The organism is Streptomyces sp. NPDC048560, assembly GCF_040650955.1.
In the GTDB taxonomy this organism is placed as follows: domain Bacteria; phylum Actinomycetota; class Actinomycetes; order Streptomycetales; family Streptomycetaceae; genus Streptomyces.
Genome location: NZ_JBEZIJ010000001.1, coordinates 807,903 through 823,003, shown reverse-complemented (window position 1 = coordinate 823,003; position 15,101 = coordinate 807,903). Strand labels below are relative to the sequence as shown.

Genomic DNA, 15,101 nt, shown 5'->3' with positions numbered 1-15,101 from the left:
GGCCGGGTTGCTACTGACTCGTAGCGTATCGGCGCGGCTACCGTTCGGCAGTGCGTCGTTCCCCACACCTAGGGTGGCTTGCATGACACCTTCCGATGCGCCACACAACCGCTGGTCGGACCTGGACCGGCCGCCCCTGAACGTCGCCGCGCTGCGCCGCGGGCTGCTCCGGCCGGACTCGCTGTGGAGCACGGTCGACGTGGTGGACACGACCGGCTCGACCAACTCCGATCTCGCCGCGCGCGCGGACGGACTGGCCGAGGGCACCGTGCTGGTCGCCGAGGAGCAGACCGCGGGCCGCGGCAGGCTCGACCGGACCTGGACGGCGCCGCCGCGTTCGGGGCTGTTCTTCTCCGTCTACCTCACGCCGGGCGACGTGCCCGCACAGCGCTGGGGATGGCTGCCCCTGCTCGCCGGTGTCGCCACGGCGACGGCCCTCGCGCAGTCGGCGGGAGTCGACACGGCACTGAAATGGCCCAACGACCTCCTGGTGACGATCGACGGCGCCGAGCGCAAGACAGGCGGCATCCTCGCGGAGCGCGCGGGGGAGGGCGTCGTCATCGGCATCGGGCTCAACGTCTCGTTGCGCGCGGAGGAGCTTCCCGTCCCGACGGCGGGGTCGCTGGCCCTCGCGGGGGCGGTGTCCACCGACCGCGAGACACTCCTGCGGGCCGTCCTGCGCGGGCTGGAGGAGTGGTACGGCCGGTGGCGCGCGGCGGACGGGGACGCCGCCGCGAGCGGTCTCCAGGCGGCGTACGCGGCGGGCTGCGCGACGCTCGACAGGACCGTACGGGCGGAGCTGCCCGGCGACCGGTCCGTGGTCGGGGAGGCCGTGGCGATCGACGGCGACGGGCGTCTCGTCCTGTCCACCGGCGACGGGCTCCAGGAGCCGGTGTCGGCGGGCGACATCGTGCACTTGTTCGCGGGCCCGGCCGCGGGCTGACGACAAATACGGCAGGTTCGGACACAGGTGACATTTCGTGGTCACGGCCCGGACGACGTGAGGTAGGGCACATCTGCCGTATCGTTGAGGCGATCCAGCGACAGATCGGCAGGGCAGTGCGCAGGGAACGGGCAGGAGGCGGCTGGTGACCGTCGACGACACGGCGTCCGGGGCGGGCGAGGAGCCCCCGTCGGACTCCTCGGTCCACGCGACACCGCATCACGAAGTCGATCACACGGCGGAGCCGACCGACGACCCGCTGGCGATCAGGCTGGAACAGCTGATCCTGGGGGCCGACCGCCGCTACACGCCGTTCCAGGCCGCCCGTACCGCGGGCGTCTCCATGGACCTGGCGTCCCGCTTCTGGCGCGCCATGGGATTCGCCGACATCGGCCAGGCCAAGGCGCTCACCGAGGCCGACGTCCTGGCGCTGCGGCGCCTCGCCGGACTCGTCGAGGCGGGGCTGCTCAGCGAGCCGATGGCCATCCAGGTGGCGCGTTCCACCGGGCAGACCACCGCCCGGCTGGCGGAGTGGCAGATCGATTCCTTCCTGGAGGGGCTGACGGAGCCCCCGGAACCGGGGATGACCCGTACCGAGGTCACGTATCCGCTGGTCGAGCTGCTCCTGCCCGAGCTGGAGGAGTTCCTGGTGTACGTGTGGCGTCGCCAGCTCGCCGCCGCGACGGGCCGGGTCGTGCAGGCCGCCGACGACGAGGAGATGTTCGACCGGCGGCTGGCCGTCGGCTTCGCGGACCTGGTCGGGTTCACACGGCTCACCCGGCGGCTGGAGGAGGAGGCGCTCGGCGAGCTGGTCGAGGCGTTCGAGACGACTGCCGCCGACCTGGTCGCCGCCCACGGCGGCCGGCTCATCAAGACCCTCGGCGACGAGGTGCTCTTCGCCGCCGACGACGCCGGCACGGCCGCCGAGATAGCGCTCCGGCTGGTCGAGGCGATGGCGCAGAACGAGACCATGCCCGCGCTGCGCGTCGGCATCGCCTTCGGCACGGTCACCACCCGGATGGGTGATGTCTTCGGGACCACGGTGAATCTCGCCAGCCGGCTCACCTCGATAGCGCCGAAGGACGCCGTCCTGGTCGACGGGGCGTTCGCCAAGGAGCTCACGCGGACCGGTGACGCCCCCGTCTCCGAGGCGCAGGCGGCGGGCGAGGCGGCCGCGGCCGCCGAGCGGGTGCGGCTGGCCGAGAAGGAGGGCCGTGAGGCGGACGAGCCCGCACCGCCGCGCTACCGCTTCGGCCTCCAGCCGATGTGGCAGCGGCCGGTGCGTGGGCTCGGCGTCGTGGAGCCGTGGCTGCTGGCGCGGCGCGGCACGCCGGGGCCGACGGCCTGACGGCCTCCCGGCCCGCGGCACGCCGGGCACGCCGGGGCCGACGGCCTCCCGGCCCCGGCGCCCGTATGCCTGGAGAGAGGTGCGCTCTAGGATCGCCCGGTAACGCTCGTTAACTGTCGAGCTCGTTCACCGGAGGGGTGCAGTCATATGACCGTCATGTCCGAGCAGCGGTACGGGGAATTCGTCGTCGTGCGGCGCCACGAGGGCCTGGAACACGTCGCTGAGCTGGTGCTCGACCGGCCCAAGGCGATGAACGCCGTGTCCACGGACATGGCCCGGTCGATCGGGACCGCCTGCGCCGCGCTCGGCGCGGACAGCGGGGTGCGGGTCACCGTGCTCACCTCCAGCCACGAGCGGGCCTTCTGCGTCGGCGCGGACCTCAAGGAGCGCAACTCCTTCTCCGACGCCGAGCTGGTGCGGCAGCGCCCCACCGCACGCGCCGCCTACACCGGCGTACTGGAGCTGCCGATGCCGACGATCGCCGCGGTGCACGGCTTCGCGCTCGGCGGCGGCTTCGAGCTGGCGCTCGCCTGCGATCTGATCGTGGCCGACCGCACGGCCGTCGTCGGGCTGCCCGAGGTGTCGGTCGGCGTCATCCCGGGTGGCGGCGGTACGCAGCTGCTGCCCCGCCGGGTCGGGGCGGCCCGCGCGGCCGAGCTGGTCTTCACCGCGCGGCGTGTGGAGGCGGCCGAGGCGCGTGAGCTGGGGCTCGTCGACGAGCTGGTCGAGGCGGGCGGGGACCGGGACGAGGCGCTGGCGCTCGGCGGGCGGATCGCCGCCAACTCCCCGGTGGGTCTGCGCGCGGCCAAGCGGGCGCTGCGGCTGGGGCACGGGCTCGATCTGCGGGCGGGTCTTGAGGTGGAGGACGCCGCCTGGCGTTCGGTGGCCTTCTCCGGCGACCGCGCGGAAGGTGTGGCCGCCTTCAACGAGAAGCGGAAGCCGAACTGGCCCGGGGAGTAGGCGGCCCCGGTCGGGGCGCCAGGTGACCGTGAGTGACGAAGGTGTGCCCACTTCCTCGCGAACCGTCGGGCATTCACGGCCTGGACCGGTCAAATCACCACAAAACTACATAGGCTGGGGCGATGGGCGGTGATGATGCGCGGCTACGGGCCGTGGTTTCCCTTGCGCAGTCGATGGCCGCGGCATACACCCCGCGGGATTCGTGGCGTGCGGCGGCGCTGAGGGCGTGCGAGGCGCTGGACGGCAGCTTCGCCGCGCTCTCCGTGTGGGAGCGCGATCGCGGACGGCTGCGGGTGCTGGTGAACGCGGGCGAGAGGGCCGAGGGGGAGGAGGAGTTCCCCGAGGAGGAGGCGTACCCCGTGCACCAGTTCCCGGAGATCACCGAGTTCCTGCACGAGCGCTGGGCGGGTGGCGGCGAGCCTGACGCCTGGGTGGAGACGGCGGACGGCACCCCGGCCGAGGGCGCTCCGGCGCGGGGCGCCAGGCCGTTCTGCCACCAGCGGGTCGCCGCGCTGCGGCGGCGCGGGCGGGGCTGCTGCGTGGTGGCGCCGATCGTGCTGCACGGACGGGCCTGGGGTGAGCTGTACGTCGCGCGCGCGGCGGGCGGGCCGGTGTTCGGCCGGGACGACGCGGACTTCGCGACCGTCCTGGCCGCCGTCGTCGCCGCCGGGATCGCTCAGACGGAACGTCTGGAGGAGGTCCGCAAGCTGGCGTTCACCGATCCGCTCACGGGCCTCGCGAACCGCAGGGCCGTCGACATCCGGCTCGACGAGGCGGTGGAGCGCCACCGCGCCGACGGAGCCGTGGTGAGCCTGGTCGTCTGCGATCTGAACGGTCTCAAGGCGGTCAACGACACCCATGGGCACGAGGTCGGTGACCGTCTGCTGGAACGTTTCGGCTCGGTGCTGTCGCTGTGCGGGGCGATACTGCCCGGCGCCCTGGCCGCGCGTCTGGGCGGCGACGAGTTCTGTCTGCTGACCCTGGGGCCCGAGGCCGACGACGTGGTGCGGGTGGCCACCGAACTCTGCGAGCGCGCGGCCGTCCTCGAACTCGGGGACGGGGTGGCCTGCGGGGTCGCGTCGACCGGTGATCCCATCGGCCCCCTGCGCTCGGCGCGCCGGCTCTTCCGGCTGGCCGACGCCGCCCAGTACCGGGCGAAGGCGGCGCGTTCCACGAAGCCGGTGGTGGCGGGGCGCGACGGCGAGGTGATCCGGCTCGCGGACTCCCCGCCGAAGTCCGCGCACGACCGGCGAAGACTGCGTGGCAACCGTCCGTGAGCAACGGTCCGGTAAGGGGTCAACCGGATGACCGCTCGTGACATTCACGGGTGGCCCAGCCTAGTGACATGAAGGGATTCAATCCGTAGGCTTCTGAATATGGATATGCATACAGTCGTGGTGGGGACGTCCGGTACCACCGCCGAGGACGTCATCGCCGTGGCCCGCGCGGGCGCCCGCGTCGAACTCTCGGCCGCAGCCGTGGACGCGCTTGCCGCAGCCCGCGAGATCGTCGAGGCGCTCGCCGCCAAGCCCGAGCCGGTCTACGGCGTCTCCACCGGCTTCGGCGCCCTCGCCAGCCGTCACATCAGCCCCGAGCTCCGCGCCCAGCTCCAGCGCAACATCGTGCGCTCGCACGCCGCGGGCATGGGCCCCCGCGTCGAGCGCGAGGTCGTCCGCGCCCTGATGTTCCTGCGGCTGAAGACGGTGGCCTCCGGGCACACCGGCGTACGCCCCGAGGTCGCGCAGACCATGGCCGACGTGCTGAACGCGGGTATCACCCCCGTCGTCCACGAGTACGGCTCGCTCGGCTGCTCCGGCGACCTCGCCCCGCTCTCCCACTGCGCCCTGACCCTGATGGGCGAGGGTGACGCGGAGGGCCCCGACGGCGTCGTGCGGCCCGCGGGCGAGCTGCTCGCCGCCCACGGCATCGCCCCCGTCGAACTGCGCGAGAAGGAGGGCCTGGCCCTCCTGAACGGCACCGACGGCATGCTCGGGATGCTCGTGATGGCCCTCGCCGACCTCAAGAACCTCTACACCTCGGCCGACATCACCGCCGCGCTCTCCCTGGAGGCGCTGCTCGGCACGGACAAGGTCCTCGCCCCCGAGCTGCACGCCATCCGCCCCCACCCCGGCCAGGGCGCCAGCGCCGACAACATGCTGCGGGTGCTCGCCGGATCCGGTCTCACCGGCCACCACCAGGACGACTCGCCCCGCGTCCAGGACGCCTACTCGGTGCGCTGCGCGCCGCAGGTCAACGGCGCGGGACGCGACACCCTCGCGTACGCCGCCGTGGTCGCCGAGCGCGAGCTCGCCTCCGCCGTCGACAACCCCGTCGTGCTGCGGGACGGCCGGGTCGAGTCCAACGGCAACTTCCACGGCGCGCCCGTCGCGTACGTACTCGACTTCCTGGCGATCGTCGCAGCCGACCTCGGCTCGATCTCCGAGCGCCGCACCGACCGGCTCCTGGACAAGAACCGCTCGCACGGTCTGCCGCCGTTCCTGGCGGACGACGCCGGGGTGGACTCCGGCCTCATGATCGCCCAGTACACCCAGGCCGCCCTCGTCAGCGAGATGAAGCGGCTCGCCGTCCCCGCGTCCGCGGACTCCATCCCGTCCTCCGCGATGCAGGAGGACCACGTCTCCATGGGCTGGTCGGCGGCGCGCAAGCTCCGCACCGCCGTCACCAACCTGGCCAGGATCGTCGCCGTGGAGATGTACGCGGCGACCCGCGCCGTCGAGCTGCGCGCCGCACAGGGCCTGACCCCCGCGCCCGCCTCGCTCGCCGCCATCGAGGCGCTGCGCGCGGCCGGTGTCGAGGGCCCGGGACCGGACCGGTTCCTCGCCCCCGACCTGGCCGGCGCCGACGCCTTCGTACGCGAGGGAAAGCTGGTCGCGGCAGTGGAGCCGGTCACCGGACCGCTGGCCTAGGACGGCCCGGAGCGCCTCAGAACCCGGACGGGCCCCCGATCGGGCCCGTCCGGGCCGAGTAGGCGACGAAGCCCGCGCCGATCAGCAGGAACGCCGTGCCGCCGATCAGATACGGGGTGGTGTCCACGCCCGCTCCGGTGTCGGCGAGCACGGTGTCCGCACCGGCCTGCCCGGCGGGCGCGGCCGGCGGATTCCGTACGGAGCCGGCGGCGTCCCGCGGATGGCTCGCGCCGGTCGCGTTGGCGGAGGGGACGAACCACAGAGCGCAGAGCAGGGTGCCCGCGGCGGTCGTGGTCAGCAGTGTGCGACGAGCGATGGACACAGAATCGATCCCCTTGCGACAACCAGCAGTTAGCCCCGTGGGCCGATGCTAAGCAAAGCAGCGGGTCGTGGGAAAGCCGCGCAGTCCGGGAGCCTTACGCTCCCGCCTATGACCACTTCAGAGACATCCAGGTTTGTTCGGCTTCGCGTGGAGATGGTGCTGGAGATCACCGACGCCGAGGCCCTGACCGCCGGCGCCCTTGCGGGTATCGCCGCCGAATACGCGGCAGCGGGCATCGACCCCGTCCCGGGGGAATCCGCCGAGGAGCGTACGCATACGGAGGCCACTGTCCGGGAAGACGGTGCGGAGGCCGTTGCTTCACTCGTTGACCCCTTCGACCTGGTCAGCGAGGTGCCCGGGGTGGAACTCGCCCAGGCGTCGTGGAGCAGCGAGTCGGTCGACTACGACCCCGACGGCGAGGACTGGTCCGAGGACTGGGACGGCGGCGAGGACGACGACGAGAGCGGCTACGGATTCGAGGGCGCGGGTGAGGACGCCGAGGTCGAGCACAATGGGCAGGGCGATGGCGAGCGCGCCGACGCGGAACGGTAGGCCCCGGGTGTGAGAACCCGGCCCCGGCCCGCATCCGGCGGCGGACCGGGGCCGGCGGTACGCCGACAGCCCCTCACGTGTCCGGCGGCGGGAACCGGCGTCGCCGTCACCGCGTCGGTGAGTGGTGTTCCCCACATTCTCCGAGGATGTGGAACCGACCACCCGTTTGGGGTGTTCTGGAACATTGACGGGGTGACGCCGTCCGGCGTTCCCGTTCGGGGATCTTGGGGAATCGGCAACGATGGAGAAGCGTGTGATGACGGACAGCAAGCGGCGCAGGGGCCTCGCGGCCGCGTCCGCACTGCTCGGCGGCGTACTGGTGCTTTCCGCCTGTAGCGACGACGGCGGCAAGAGCGCCCCGAGTGCGGAGAGCTCGAAGAAGTCGCAGGCTCAGGTCGACGAAGCGGCGGCGAAGGAAACCTCGGAGGCGCAGATAACGATCGCGCCGAAGAACGGTGCCACCAACGCGAGCATCAACAAGGACGCCAAGGTCACCGTCACCAAGGGCAAGCTGACCGAGGTCACCATGACCACGTCGGCCGGCCAGAGCGTCGAGGGAACCCTCGCCGCTGACGGCACGAGCTGGGTGCCCACCGGGCAGCTGGAGCGCTCGACCACGTACAAGATCAACGCCACGGCGACGGACTCCAAGGGCCGTGAGGCCCACGAGAACAGCTCCTTCACCACCGTCTCGCCGGACAACAGCTTCATCGGCAACTTCACTCCCGAGGACGGGTCCACCGTCGGTGTCGGGATGCCGGTCTCGATCAACTTCAACAAGCCGATCACCGACCAGAAGGCCGTCCAGGGCGGCATCCAGGTCACGTCCAGCAGCGGCCAGGAGGTCGTCGGCCACTGGTTCAACTCGCAGCGGCTCGACCTGCGCCCCGAGGACTACTGGCAGGGCGGCTCCACCGTCACGCTGAAGCTGGCGCTCGACGGTGTCGAGGGCGCGGACGGCGTCTTCGGTGTCCAGGAGAAGACGGTCACCTTCAAGGTCGGCCGCAACCAGGTCTCGACCGTCGACGTCCAGTCCAAGACGATGACCGTCACCCAGGACGGGAAGACGATCAAGTCCATCCCGATTTCGGCCGGTTCCTCGGACAACCCGACGTACAACGGCGCGATGGTGATCTCCGAGAAGTTCAAGGAGACCCGGATGGACGGTGCCACCGTCGGCTTCACGGACGACGACGGCAAGGGTGAGTACGACATCAAGGACGTGCCGCACGCCATGCGGCTCTCCACGTCGGGCACCTTCATCCACGGCAACTACTGGGGCGCGAAGTCCATGTTCGGCAGCGCCAACACCAGCCACGGCTGCGTCGGCCTCGCCGACGTGAAGGGCGCGGACGACGCCAACCAGCCCGCCGCCTGGTTCTACAACAACTCCATGATCGGCGACGTGGTCGTCGTCAAGAACTCCCCGGACAAGACCATCGCGCCGGACAACGGGCTCAACGGCTGGAACATGAGCTGGGCCCAGTGGACGGCCGGCTCGCAGGCCTGATCCTCCCCGCATCCCCCGTACGAAGGCGGCGGCACCCCGGACTCCCCGGTGCCGCCGCCTTCGGCGTTCTCCCGCCCGGCCACGGGTGTCGGGCGGCGGTGGCGGTTCTCATGGCGCTCTCATCGGGGCCTTAACCCACCATCACAACCGCTCCATACCGTCGCGCCATGTTCTTCACCTACCTCCGGCGCGAGCTGCGCCGCCGCAGAAAGGCGGCGCTGGTCGTCGCCTCGGGGCTCGCCCTGGGAATCGCGCTGGTCATCATCGTCAGCTCGGTGTCCTCCGGCATGACGAAAGCTCAGGACAAGGTCCTGGAATCGCTGTACGGCCTCGGTACGGACATGACGGTCACCAAGGCCGCCGCCGCCCCGGGCACCGGCACCACCCGCCCGAGGTTCGAGTTCGACGCCAAGGACGACGACTCGACCCAGAGCACCGACCGGGTGATGGTCCAGGGCTTCCAGACCCTGGCCGCCACCACCGTCGGCAAGGTCGCGGGCCAGAGCGGAGTCGCCGACGCCGTCGGCGGACTGAGCCTGACCGTCATGAAGGTCGACGGCCAGTTCAAGCGCGGCGAGTTCAAGCAGGACGAGGGTGTCCCGCAGGACGGCAGGAGCGGACCGGGAGGCGGCTCGGACCAGCCGCAGGGCGAGGTGCGGGGCGGCGGCGCCTCCTTCGACGTCAACTCCTTCACCGTGTACGGAACGGACGTCACCCAGCAGGACCTGGGCCCGCTGACCTCCTCCACGATCACCGCGGGCCGTACGTTCGACGCCGCGGAGACCGACGCGAAGGTCGCGGTCGTCGACGCCTCGTACGCCAAGGAGAAGAAGCTCGCGGTCGACAAGACCGTGACGATCTCCGGTACCGGGTACACGGTCATCGGTGTCTCGACCGCGGACAGCGGTGACGCCGCCGCCAACGTCTACATCCCGCTGAAGCAGGCCCAGACCCTGGCCGACTCCGAGGACAAGGTCACCACCGTCTATGTGAAGGCCACCGACTCGCAGCAGATCGACGCCGTGAAGGGCGCCATCCAGAAGAACATCTCCGGCACCACGGTCACCACGTCCGCCGACCTGGCCGACACGGTCTCCGGCTCCCTCTCCACCGCCTCCGACCTGGCGTCCAGCGTCGGCAAGTGGCTCTCGATCGCCGTACTGATCGCCGCGTTCCTGGTCGCGGGTCTGCTCACGTCCTCGGCGGTCAGCCGTCGCGTGCGGGAGTTCGGCACCCTCAAGGCGCTCGGCTGGAAGAGCGGCCGCGTCACCCGGCAGGTCGTCGGCGAGGCCCTCGTCAACGGCCTCATGGGCGGCGTCCTCGGTATCGCCGTCGGGCTCGGCGGCGCGTACGCCGTGACCGCCATCAGCCCCACCCTCACCGCCCAGCTCGGCTCATCGGGCGGCGGCGCGATGGGCGGCGGGCCCATGGGCGGAGGCGCGATGGGCGGCCCCGGCCGTCAGACGGCGTCCAAGACCCTCGACATCGCGCTGACGGCGCCCGTCTCCCTCTCCATCATCCTGATCGCCGTCGGACTGGCCGTCACGGGCGGACTCGTCGCGGGCGCCTTCGGCGGCTGGCGCGCCTCCCGGCTCCGCCCGGCGGACGCCCTGCGCCGCGTCGAGTAGCGGCTGCCACCCTCCCCAACGTCCGTACGCACAGCAGGAGTCCACACGTGTACCAGCTCAAGGGCGTCACCAAGCGCTACCGGCGCGGCAAGACCACCGTCAACGCGCTCGACGGCGTCGACCTGACCATCGAGGACGGCGGCAGGCTCGTCATCCAGGGCCCGACCGGCGGCGGCAAGTCCACCCTCCTCCAGATGCTCGGCGGCCTCGACCGGCCGACCGAGGGCTCCGTCGAACTCGACGGTGTCGACCTGGCGAGGCTGCCCGAGGCGCGGCTCACCAAGGTGCGGGCGGAGTCCATCGGCTTCGTCTTCCAGAGCTTCAACCTGATTCCCACGCTCACCGCGCAGGAGAACGTCGAGACCGCACTCGTCCCGCTGGGCCTCGGGGCGAGGACCCGCAGGGAGCGGGCGGCCGAGGCACTCGAATCCGTGGGCCTCGGAGACCGTCCGACCCATCTGCCGGGCGAGATGTCCGGGGGTCAGCAGCAGCGCGTCGCGATCGCGCGGGCGCTGGTCAAGCGGCCCAAGGTGCTGCTCGCCGACGAGCCCACCGGCAATCTCGACGAATCCATGCGCGACGAGATCATGGAGGTGCTCGAAGGGCTCTGGAAGGAGCACGGACTGACCTTCATCATGGTCACCCACGACAGCGCGCTGGCCCGGAAGGCGCCCAGGCTGGCGACCATCCGCAAGGGCCGGGTCACGGTGACGGAGAACGCCGCAGCCTGACCGGTGCCCGCTCGCCGGGCGGGGTGGGGCTCAGGCCGCCCGCTCGGCGACGGCCGCCCGGTAGGCCAGCAGATCGATGTGCCGCACCTGCCGGAGCCCTGCCACGTCCGTGTACGGACAGCCGTCCCCGCCGTCCCCGCCGCCTCCGTCGGCGGCGGGGAGCGGGCGCAGCCGGCGCCAGGGCTGCAGCGGCACCCAGCACAGTCCCAGGACCCAGCGCCGCACCAGCCGTCCCAGTCCGGGCCGGCCGACCCCGGGCATCCCCACGACCCGTACCCCCATCACCAGCTTGCCCGCGCTGGCCCGGACCGCCACGGTCAGGAGCACCTGGTTGACGAAGGAGAGCACCAGCGCGAACGCGAGCAGCAGCGGCAGGGCCCGCCCCGCGTCGGACGTACCCACGTACGGCCTGGTCAGGAGTCCGGCCGCCAGGAGGCAGAGGTAGCAGTCGACGGCTACCGCGAGATACCGGCGCATGTCACCGGCGCCCGAGGGGATGCCGGGTGGGGGCCGTAAGGACCCGTACGTCCCGGGCGGGCGCCGCCGCTGGTACGGGCCCGGCGGCGAGGACCGCATCGCCGGGGAGTCACCAGGCCGTCGCGGCCCGTACAACGCCCTTTGCGTATGCGGCTGTTGACTGCTCCTGTGCCCCCGCGGCGCGTTCATTACGGCATCATGGCCGATCGTCCGCTGTCGCGTCTCCCTTCCACACATAGCGGATATCCGGTTCCCGCTCCTCGTTGTCGGAGCCGTCCGTGCGCTCCGCCGCCACGAAGTCGTGCCGCTCGTAGAAGCGGTGTGCGGGAGCGTTGACCTGGAAGGTCCACAACTCCAGTCCCTGCGGGCTGCGTTCCTTGGCGAGCTGTACGAAGCGGTCGCCGATTCCGTGTCCGCGGCGGTCGGGGTCCAGATAGAGCTGCTCGATCCGGCCCTCCTCCAGCACCATCATCCCGACCACGGTGCCACCCTCGTCGGCCACCCACGTCTCGTGGTGCACCACGACGACATCGCGGAAGAAGGCCCGTACGCCGTCGTCGTCATGGGCGCGGCGCACGGTCGGCAGTGCGGCGTCGAAGGAGCGCAGATAGACGTCGGCGACCGCAGCCCCGTCCTCGTTCCGGGCGCGGCGCAGTGCGATGCGCTGAGAATTCTGGCTGTTCATCCGGTCAATCTCGCACATCTGTCCGGTAGTCGGGGTCCTCGGGCCGCTGATCGTCCGTCGGGGCGTGCCGGGAGAACTCCGAGAGGCCGGTGTTCCCGACGAGCACCACGGCGAGGACCACGGCGGCCGTCGGGTACCCGAGCCCGTACACCGCGAGCGCGCCGCCTCCGAGCACCAGGGCCTTGACCGCCAGAACACCCGCGAGCGGAAGGGTGATCCGGGCCCGAGGTGCGGCGAACAGTGCCCACAGGGTGATGGCCGCCGCAGGTGTTCCCACGCCCAGCAGCACCCGGGCGGCGGTGTCGTCAGGGGCGGAGAACCCCCACCAGCCCAGACAGATCAGGGCCCCCAACTCCAGGAAAAGGGCCAGGACTTCGTTGGCCGCGAACCAGGGGCCGCGTGCCAGGGACCGGGCGGGGCCGGACCTTCGCTCATGCGTCGTCACGAAGGGGAGTCTGGCAGCCGGATCCCCGCGAACGACCCCGCCCGGGGGTATGGAACGACCTCGCGCGGCGGGATTTCGCCGGGGGCGGAACGTTTCCGGGGTGTACGGGGGCCGGAGGCTCCTAGGCTGAGCGCGTGAGCAGCCACGAGTCGCATCCCGCCCGCGTCATCCCCCTGCGCCCGGTCACCGGAGCGCCGGCCCCGGCCCCCGCGGCCAAGGAGCCGCTCCTGCGGCATGTGGTCGGTGACGTCCTGCGCCGTGAGCGACAGGCGCAGGAGCGCACGCTGAAGGACGTGGCGGACGCGGCGCGGATCTCGATGCCGTACCTCTCCGAGCTGGAACGGGGCCTGAAGGAACCGTCGTCCGAGGTCCTGGCAGCGGCGGCCAAGGCCCTCGGCCTGGGCCTGGCCGACCTCCTGGCGCTGTCACACCGCGAGCTGATCCGTCTCGCCGCCCCGGCCCCGGTCCGCCGCCTCGGCACCGCCTTCCACCCGGCACGGCCCGCACCCCGCCAGGGCGAGGTGCGGCTCGCGGCCTGACGGGACCGCTCGCGCTCCGGCCGGGCCGCCCGGAGCCGGAGGGGACTACTCGGACGCGGGCGCGATGCCCGTCGGGCAGGACCGGCCCCAGTTGGTTTCCGACGGGGAGCTCAGCTTCGCGCCCGTGCCGCCGATACCGCAGTAGCCGTCCGGGTTCTTGTCGAGGTACTGCTGGTGGTACGCCTCCGCCGGCCAGAACGTGCGGCCTTGCGCCGGGAGGATCTCCGTGGTGATCCCGCCGAAGCCCGCAGCGGTGAGGACCTGCTGGTACGCCTCGCGGGAGGCCTCCGCCGCCTCGGCCTGCGCGGGGGTGTGGGGGTAGAGCGCCGAGCGGTACTGGGTGCCCACGTCGTTGCCCTGGCGGAAGCCCTGGGTCGGGTTGTGGGACTCCCAGAACAGCTTCAAGAGCTCGGCGTACGACACGACCCGGGGGTCGAAGACGACGCGGACCGCCTCCGTGTGGCCGGTCAGGCCCGAGCAGGCCTCCTCGTACGAGGGATTCTCCGTGTAGCCGCCCTGGTAACCGACGAGGGTCGTCCAGACACCCTCCGTCTGCCAGAACTTGCGCTCGGCGCCCCAGAAACAGCCCAGCGCGAAGTCGGCGACCTCCAGACCGTCCGGATACGGGCCCACCAGGGGGTTGCCGAGCACCGTGTGGCGGGAGGGGACGGCGAATTCAGGGGTGGGGCGGCCGCGCAGGGCCTGCTCCGGGGTGGGGAGCTCGGGGGTGCGGGAATTCAGGAACATGCGGGGGCTCCTCCGGGGGTCGGGGTTCAGTTACTGCAACGCGAGGGGGGCGCCGTGGATTCCGGCGCACCCGTGTCCGTGCCCGTCCCGGACACGCGGCTCCGGCCGGCCCTCTCCGCGCGGCGCCGAGGCCGCGCGCTAGTGGGGCAGCGTCGCCGGGCTGCCGCCGTTCGCCTCGTAGCCCGCTACCGCCAGGGCCCGGTAGACGGTGTACTCCGCGGCCGGGTCCGGGTCCTGGGTCCACGGCAGGGCGCCCACGTGGCCGTCGATGTGGACGAGCTGGTGCATCGCCTCCGACCAGCGCTGCATCCGGACCAGGAACATCACCAGCAGATGACGGACGTGCGCGAGCATCGGATCGTCGGCGCGGGCCGCGTGCACCGCGAACATGGCTCCCTCGACGGCCTTCGTCACCACGACGCCCCGGTAGAAGCCCTGGACCAGATTGACCTCCGGCAGGTGCTCGTACAGCGCGAACAGCGGCAGCGCCGCCAGCAGCGAGCCCTGGGGCGCGCGGGCCGCCGCCGTGGTGGCGAACCGCTCGGCCTCCTCGCGCGAACCGTGCCACTTCTCGCACCAGAAGTGCAGCGCCGCGATGTGCGCACCCATGTGTGCCGGCGCCCGGTCGATGATCTTCGCCCAGAGCTGGTCGAACTGTTCGTGGGAGTAACCGAGTCCCCGCGCCACGGCCAGCTCGATGATGTACGGCACGGGGTCGCCCGGTGCCAGCATCGCGGCCTCGCCGCAGACCGTACGGGCCTCCTCAAGGATGATCCGGAAGTCGTCCTGGCCCGCACCGGAGGAGCGCCACGCCTGCTGCACCAGGAACTCCGCGTGCACCGCCGCGCCGCCCGCGTCCTTCGGGGACTCCGCTCGCCAGGTGCGCAGCCACGCGCCGCCGACCCCGGGCCGGGCCATCAGTTCGAGCGAGGCGGCACCGGCGAAGGCCTGCACCCGCTGCCACCGCAGCTCGCTCTCCTTGGGCGTGCCGGCCAGCAACTGGGAGGCGGCCCGCCAGTCCTGGGTGGCCTGCACGACGTTCAGGACATCGAGGAGGTCCTGGTCAGGTCCAGGCATCCGTACGTCCAGTTCCTCCTGGCGCAGGAAGCCGTACGCATCCGGGTCGGCGGCGTCGGGGGAGCCGGGCGCGACCTGACGGATACCGCCCCGACGGCGCAGCACGAAGGGGCCGACGACGGCGGCGATCATGCACAGTGCGATCAGGAACCAGAGAATCTCCATACGGCCATTGTCCCCGCACGGCCCAGTGACCTGTCAGTGCCCTCG

At 71.8% G+C, this 15,101-nt stretch carries 16 protein-coding genes; 10 read left to right on the top strand and 6 right to left on the bottom strand.

Features of this window, described 5'->3' with window-relative positions:
* The first annotated feature begins 82 nt into the window (after nt 1-82).
* From AB0C82_RS03615 to hutH, 5 genes are all read left to right on the top strand, one after another.
* Entirely contained in the window at nt 83-943 is an 861-nt protein-coding gene (locus AB0C82_RS03615) for a biotin--[acetyl-CoA-carboxylase] ligase (protein WP_362835893.1), read from the top strand.
* Nucleotides 944-1,088: 145 nt separating this feature from the next.
* Nucleotides 1,089-2,291 carry an adenylate/guanylate cyclase domain-containing protein gene (locus AB0C82_RS03610; protein WP_362835891.1) on the top strand — a complete coding sequence of 401 codons (1,203 nt, stop codon included), beginning with the start codon at nt 1,089-1,091 and terminating at the stop codon, nt 2,289-2,291.
* Nucleotides 2,292-2,438: 147 nt separating this feature from the next.
* Entirely contained in the window at nt 2,439-3,251 is an 813-nt protein-coding gene (locus tag AB0C82_RS03605; protein ID WP_362835889.1) for an enoyl-CoA hydratase-related protein, read from the top strand.
* A 122-nt stretch (nt 3,252-3,373) separates the two neighbouring features.
* Nucleotides 3,374-4,528, top strand: a complete 1,155-nt coding sequence (locus AB0C82_RS03600) for a GGDEF domain-containing protein (RefSeq protein ID WP_362835887.1) — start codon at nt 3,374-3,376, stop codon at nt 4,526-4,528.
* A gap of 99 nt (nt 4,529-4,627) precedes the next feature.
* A complete protein-coding gene (gene hutH, locus AB0C82_RS03595; protein ID WP_362835885.1) occupies nt 4,628-6,178 on the top strand; it encodes a histidine ammonia-lyase in 1,551 nt (516 codons plus the stop codon).
* A gap of 16 nt (nt 6,179-6,194) precedes the next feature.
* On the opposite strand, the gene AB0C82_RS03590 is transcribed toward hutH, so the two are convergent.
* Nucleotides 6,195-6,500, bottom strand: coding sequence for a hypothetical protein (locus AB0C82_RS03590; protein ID WP_362835884.1), 306 nt, complete (start codon nt 6,498-6,500; stop codon nt 6,195-6,197).
* 108 nt (nt 6,501-6,608) lie between these two features.
* Between AB0C82_RS03590 and AB0C82_RS03585 the strand changes: the two genes are divergently transcribed.
* The 4 genes from AB0C82_RS03585 (at nt 6,609) to AB0C82_RS03570 (ending at nt 10,921) form a co-directional block, all read left to right on the top strand.
* Nucleotides 6,609-7,052, top strand: coding sequence for a hypothetical protein (locus AB0C82_RS03585; RefSeq protein ID WP_362835882.1), 444 nt, complete (start codon nt 6,609-6,611; stop codon nt 7,050-7,052).
* 241 nt (nt 7,053-7,293) lie between these two features.
* Nucleotides 7,294-8,562 (top strand): Ig-like domain-containing protein, encoded by a 1,269-nt coding sequence (locus AB0C82_RS03580; protein WP_362835880.1) that lies wholly within the window; start codon nt 7,294-7,296, stop codon nt 8,560-8,562.
* A 167-nt stretch (nt 8,563-8,729) separates the two neighbouring features.
* Nucleotides 8,730-10,190 (top strand): ABC transporter permease, encoded by a 1,461-nt coding sequence (locus AB0C82_RS03575; protein ID WP_362835878.1) that lies wholly within the window; start codon nt 8,730-8,732, stop codon nt 10,188-10,190.
* Between the two features lie 47 nt (nt 10,191-10,237).
* On the top strand, nt 10,238-10,921 hold the full coding sequence (locus AB0C82_RS03570) for an ABC transporter ATP-binding protein (RefSeq protein WP_362835876.1): 684 nt from the start codon (nt 10,238-10,240) through the stop codon (nt 10,919-10,921).
* A 30-nt stretch (nt 10,922-10,951) separates the two neighbouring features.
* Here AB0C82_RS03570 and AB0C82_RS03565 read toward each other — a convergent pair whose 3' ends face one another.
* The 3 genes from AB0C82_RS03565 to AB0C82_RS03555 all read right to left on the bottom strand — a co-directional run bounded on the left by AB0C82_RS03565 (nt 10,952) and on the right by AB0C82_RS03555 (nt 12,489).
* A complete protein-coding gene (locus AB0C82_RS03565) occupies nt 10,952-11,398 on the bottom strand; it encodes an RDD family protein (protein WP_362835874.1) in 447 nt (148 codons plus the stop codon).
* 196 nt (nt 11,399-11,594) lie between these two features.
* Nucleotides 11,595-12,083 (bottom strand): GNAT family N-acetyltransferase, encoded by a 489-nt coding sequence (locus AB0C82_RS03560; RefSeq protein ID WP_362835872.1) that lies wholly within the window; start codon nt 12,081-12,083, stop codon nt 11,595-11,597.
* Nucleotides 12,084-12,087: 4 nt separating this feature from the next.
* Nucleotides 12,088-12,489, bottom strand: a complete 402-nt coding sequence (locus tag AB0C82_RS03555) for a YrdB family protein (RefSeq protein ID WP_362837011.1) — start codon at nt 12,487-12,489, stop codon at nt 12,088-12,090.
* 173 nt (nt 12,490-12,662) lie between these two features.
* Between AB0C82_RS03555 and AB0C82_RS03550 the strand changes: the two genes are divergently transcribed.
* Entirely contained in the window at nt 12,663-13,067 is a 405-nt protein-coding gene (locus AB0C82_RS03550; protein ID WP_362835870.1) for a helix-turn-helix transcriptional regulator, read from the top strand.
* Between the two features lie 45 nt (nt 13,068-13,112).
* Here the strand turns inward: AB0C82_RS03550 and msrA are convergent, their stop codons facing one another.
* Nucleotides 13,113-13,814: a peptide-methionine (S)-S-oxide reductase MsrA gene (gene msrA / locus AB0C82_RS03545; protein WP_362835868.1), complete on the bottom strand. Its 702-nt coding sequence runs from the start codon at nt 13,812-13,814 to the stop codon at nt 13,113-13,115.
* 138 nt (nt 13,815-13,952) lie between these two features.
* Complete coding sequence (locus AB0C82_RS03540) at nt 13,953-15,056, bottom strand: hypothetical protein (protein ID WP_362835866.1); 1,104 nt, start codon at nt 15,054-15,056, stop codon at nt 13,953-13,955.
* Between the last annotated feature and the right edge of the window lie 45 nt (nt 15,057-15,101).

Excerpts from the sequence above, each read along its gene's own strand:
- AB0C82_RS03600 (WP_362835887.1), top strand. The coding sequence starts at position 3,374 with ATGGGCGGTGATGATGCGCGGCTACGGGCCGTGGTTTCCCTTGCGCAG.
- AB0C82_RS03615 (WP_362835893.1), top strand. The coding sequence starts at position 83 with ATGACACCTTCCGATGCGCCACACAACCGCTGGTCGGACCTGGACCGG.
- AB0C82_RS03580 (WP_362835880.1), top strand. The coding sequence starts at position 7,294 with ATGGAGAAGCGTGTGATGACGGACAGCAAGCGGCGCAGGGGCCTCGCG.
- AB0C82_RS03575 (WP_362835878.1), top strand. The coding sequence starts at position 8,730 with ATGTTCTTCACCTACCTCCGGCGCGAGCTGCGCCGCCGCAGAAAGGCG.
- AB0C82_RS03560 (WP_362835872.1), bottom strand. The coding sequence starts at position 12,083 with ATGAACAGCCAGAATTCTCAGCGCATCGCACTGCGCCGCGCCCGGAAC.
- AB0C82_RS03605 (WP_362835889.1), top strand. The coding sequence starts at position 2,439 with ATGACCGTCATGTCCGAGCAGCGGTACGGGGAATTCGTCGTCGTGCGG.
- hutH (WP_362835885.1), top strand. The coding sequence starts at position 4,628 with ATGGATATGCATACAGTCGTGGTGGGGACGTCCGGTACCACCGCCGAG.
- AB0C82_RS03565 (WP_362835874.1), bottom strand. The coding sequence starts at position 11,398 with ATGCGCCGGTATCTCGCGGTAGCCGTCGACTGCTACCTCTGCCTCCTG.
- msrA (WP_362835868.1), bottom strand. The coding sequence starts at position 13,814 with ATGTTCCTGAATTCCCGCACCCCCGAGCTCCCCACCCCGGAGCAGGCC.
- AB0C82_RS03540 (WP_362835866.1), bottom strand. The coding sequence starts at position 15,056 with ATGGAGATTCTCTGGTTCCTGATCGCACTGTGCATGATCGCCGCCGTC.
- AB0C82_RS03585 (WP_362835882.1), top strand. The coding sequence starts at position 6,609 with ATGACCACTTCAGAGACATCCAGGTTTGTTCGGCTTCGCGTGGAGATG.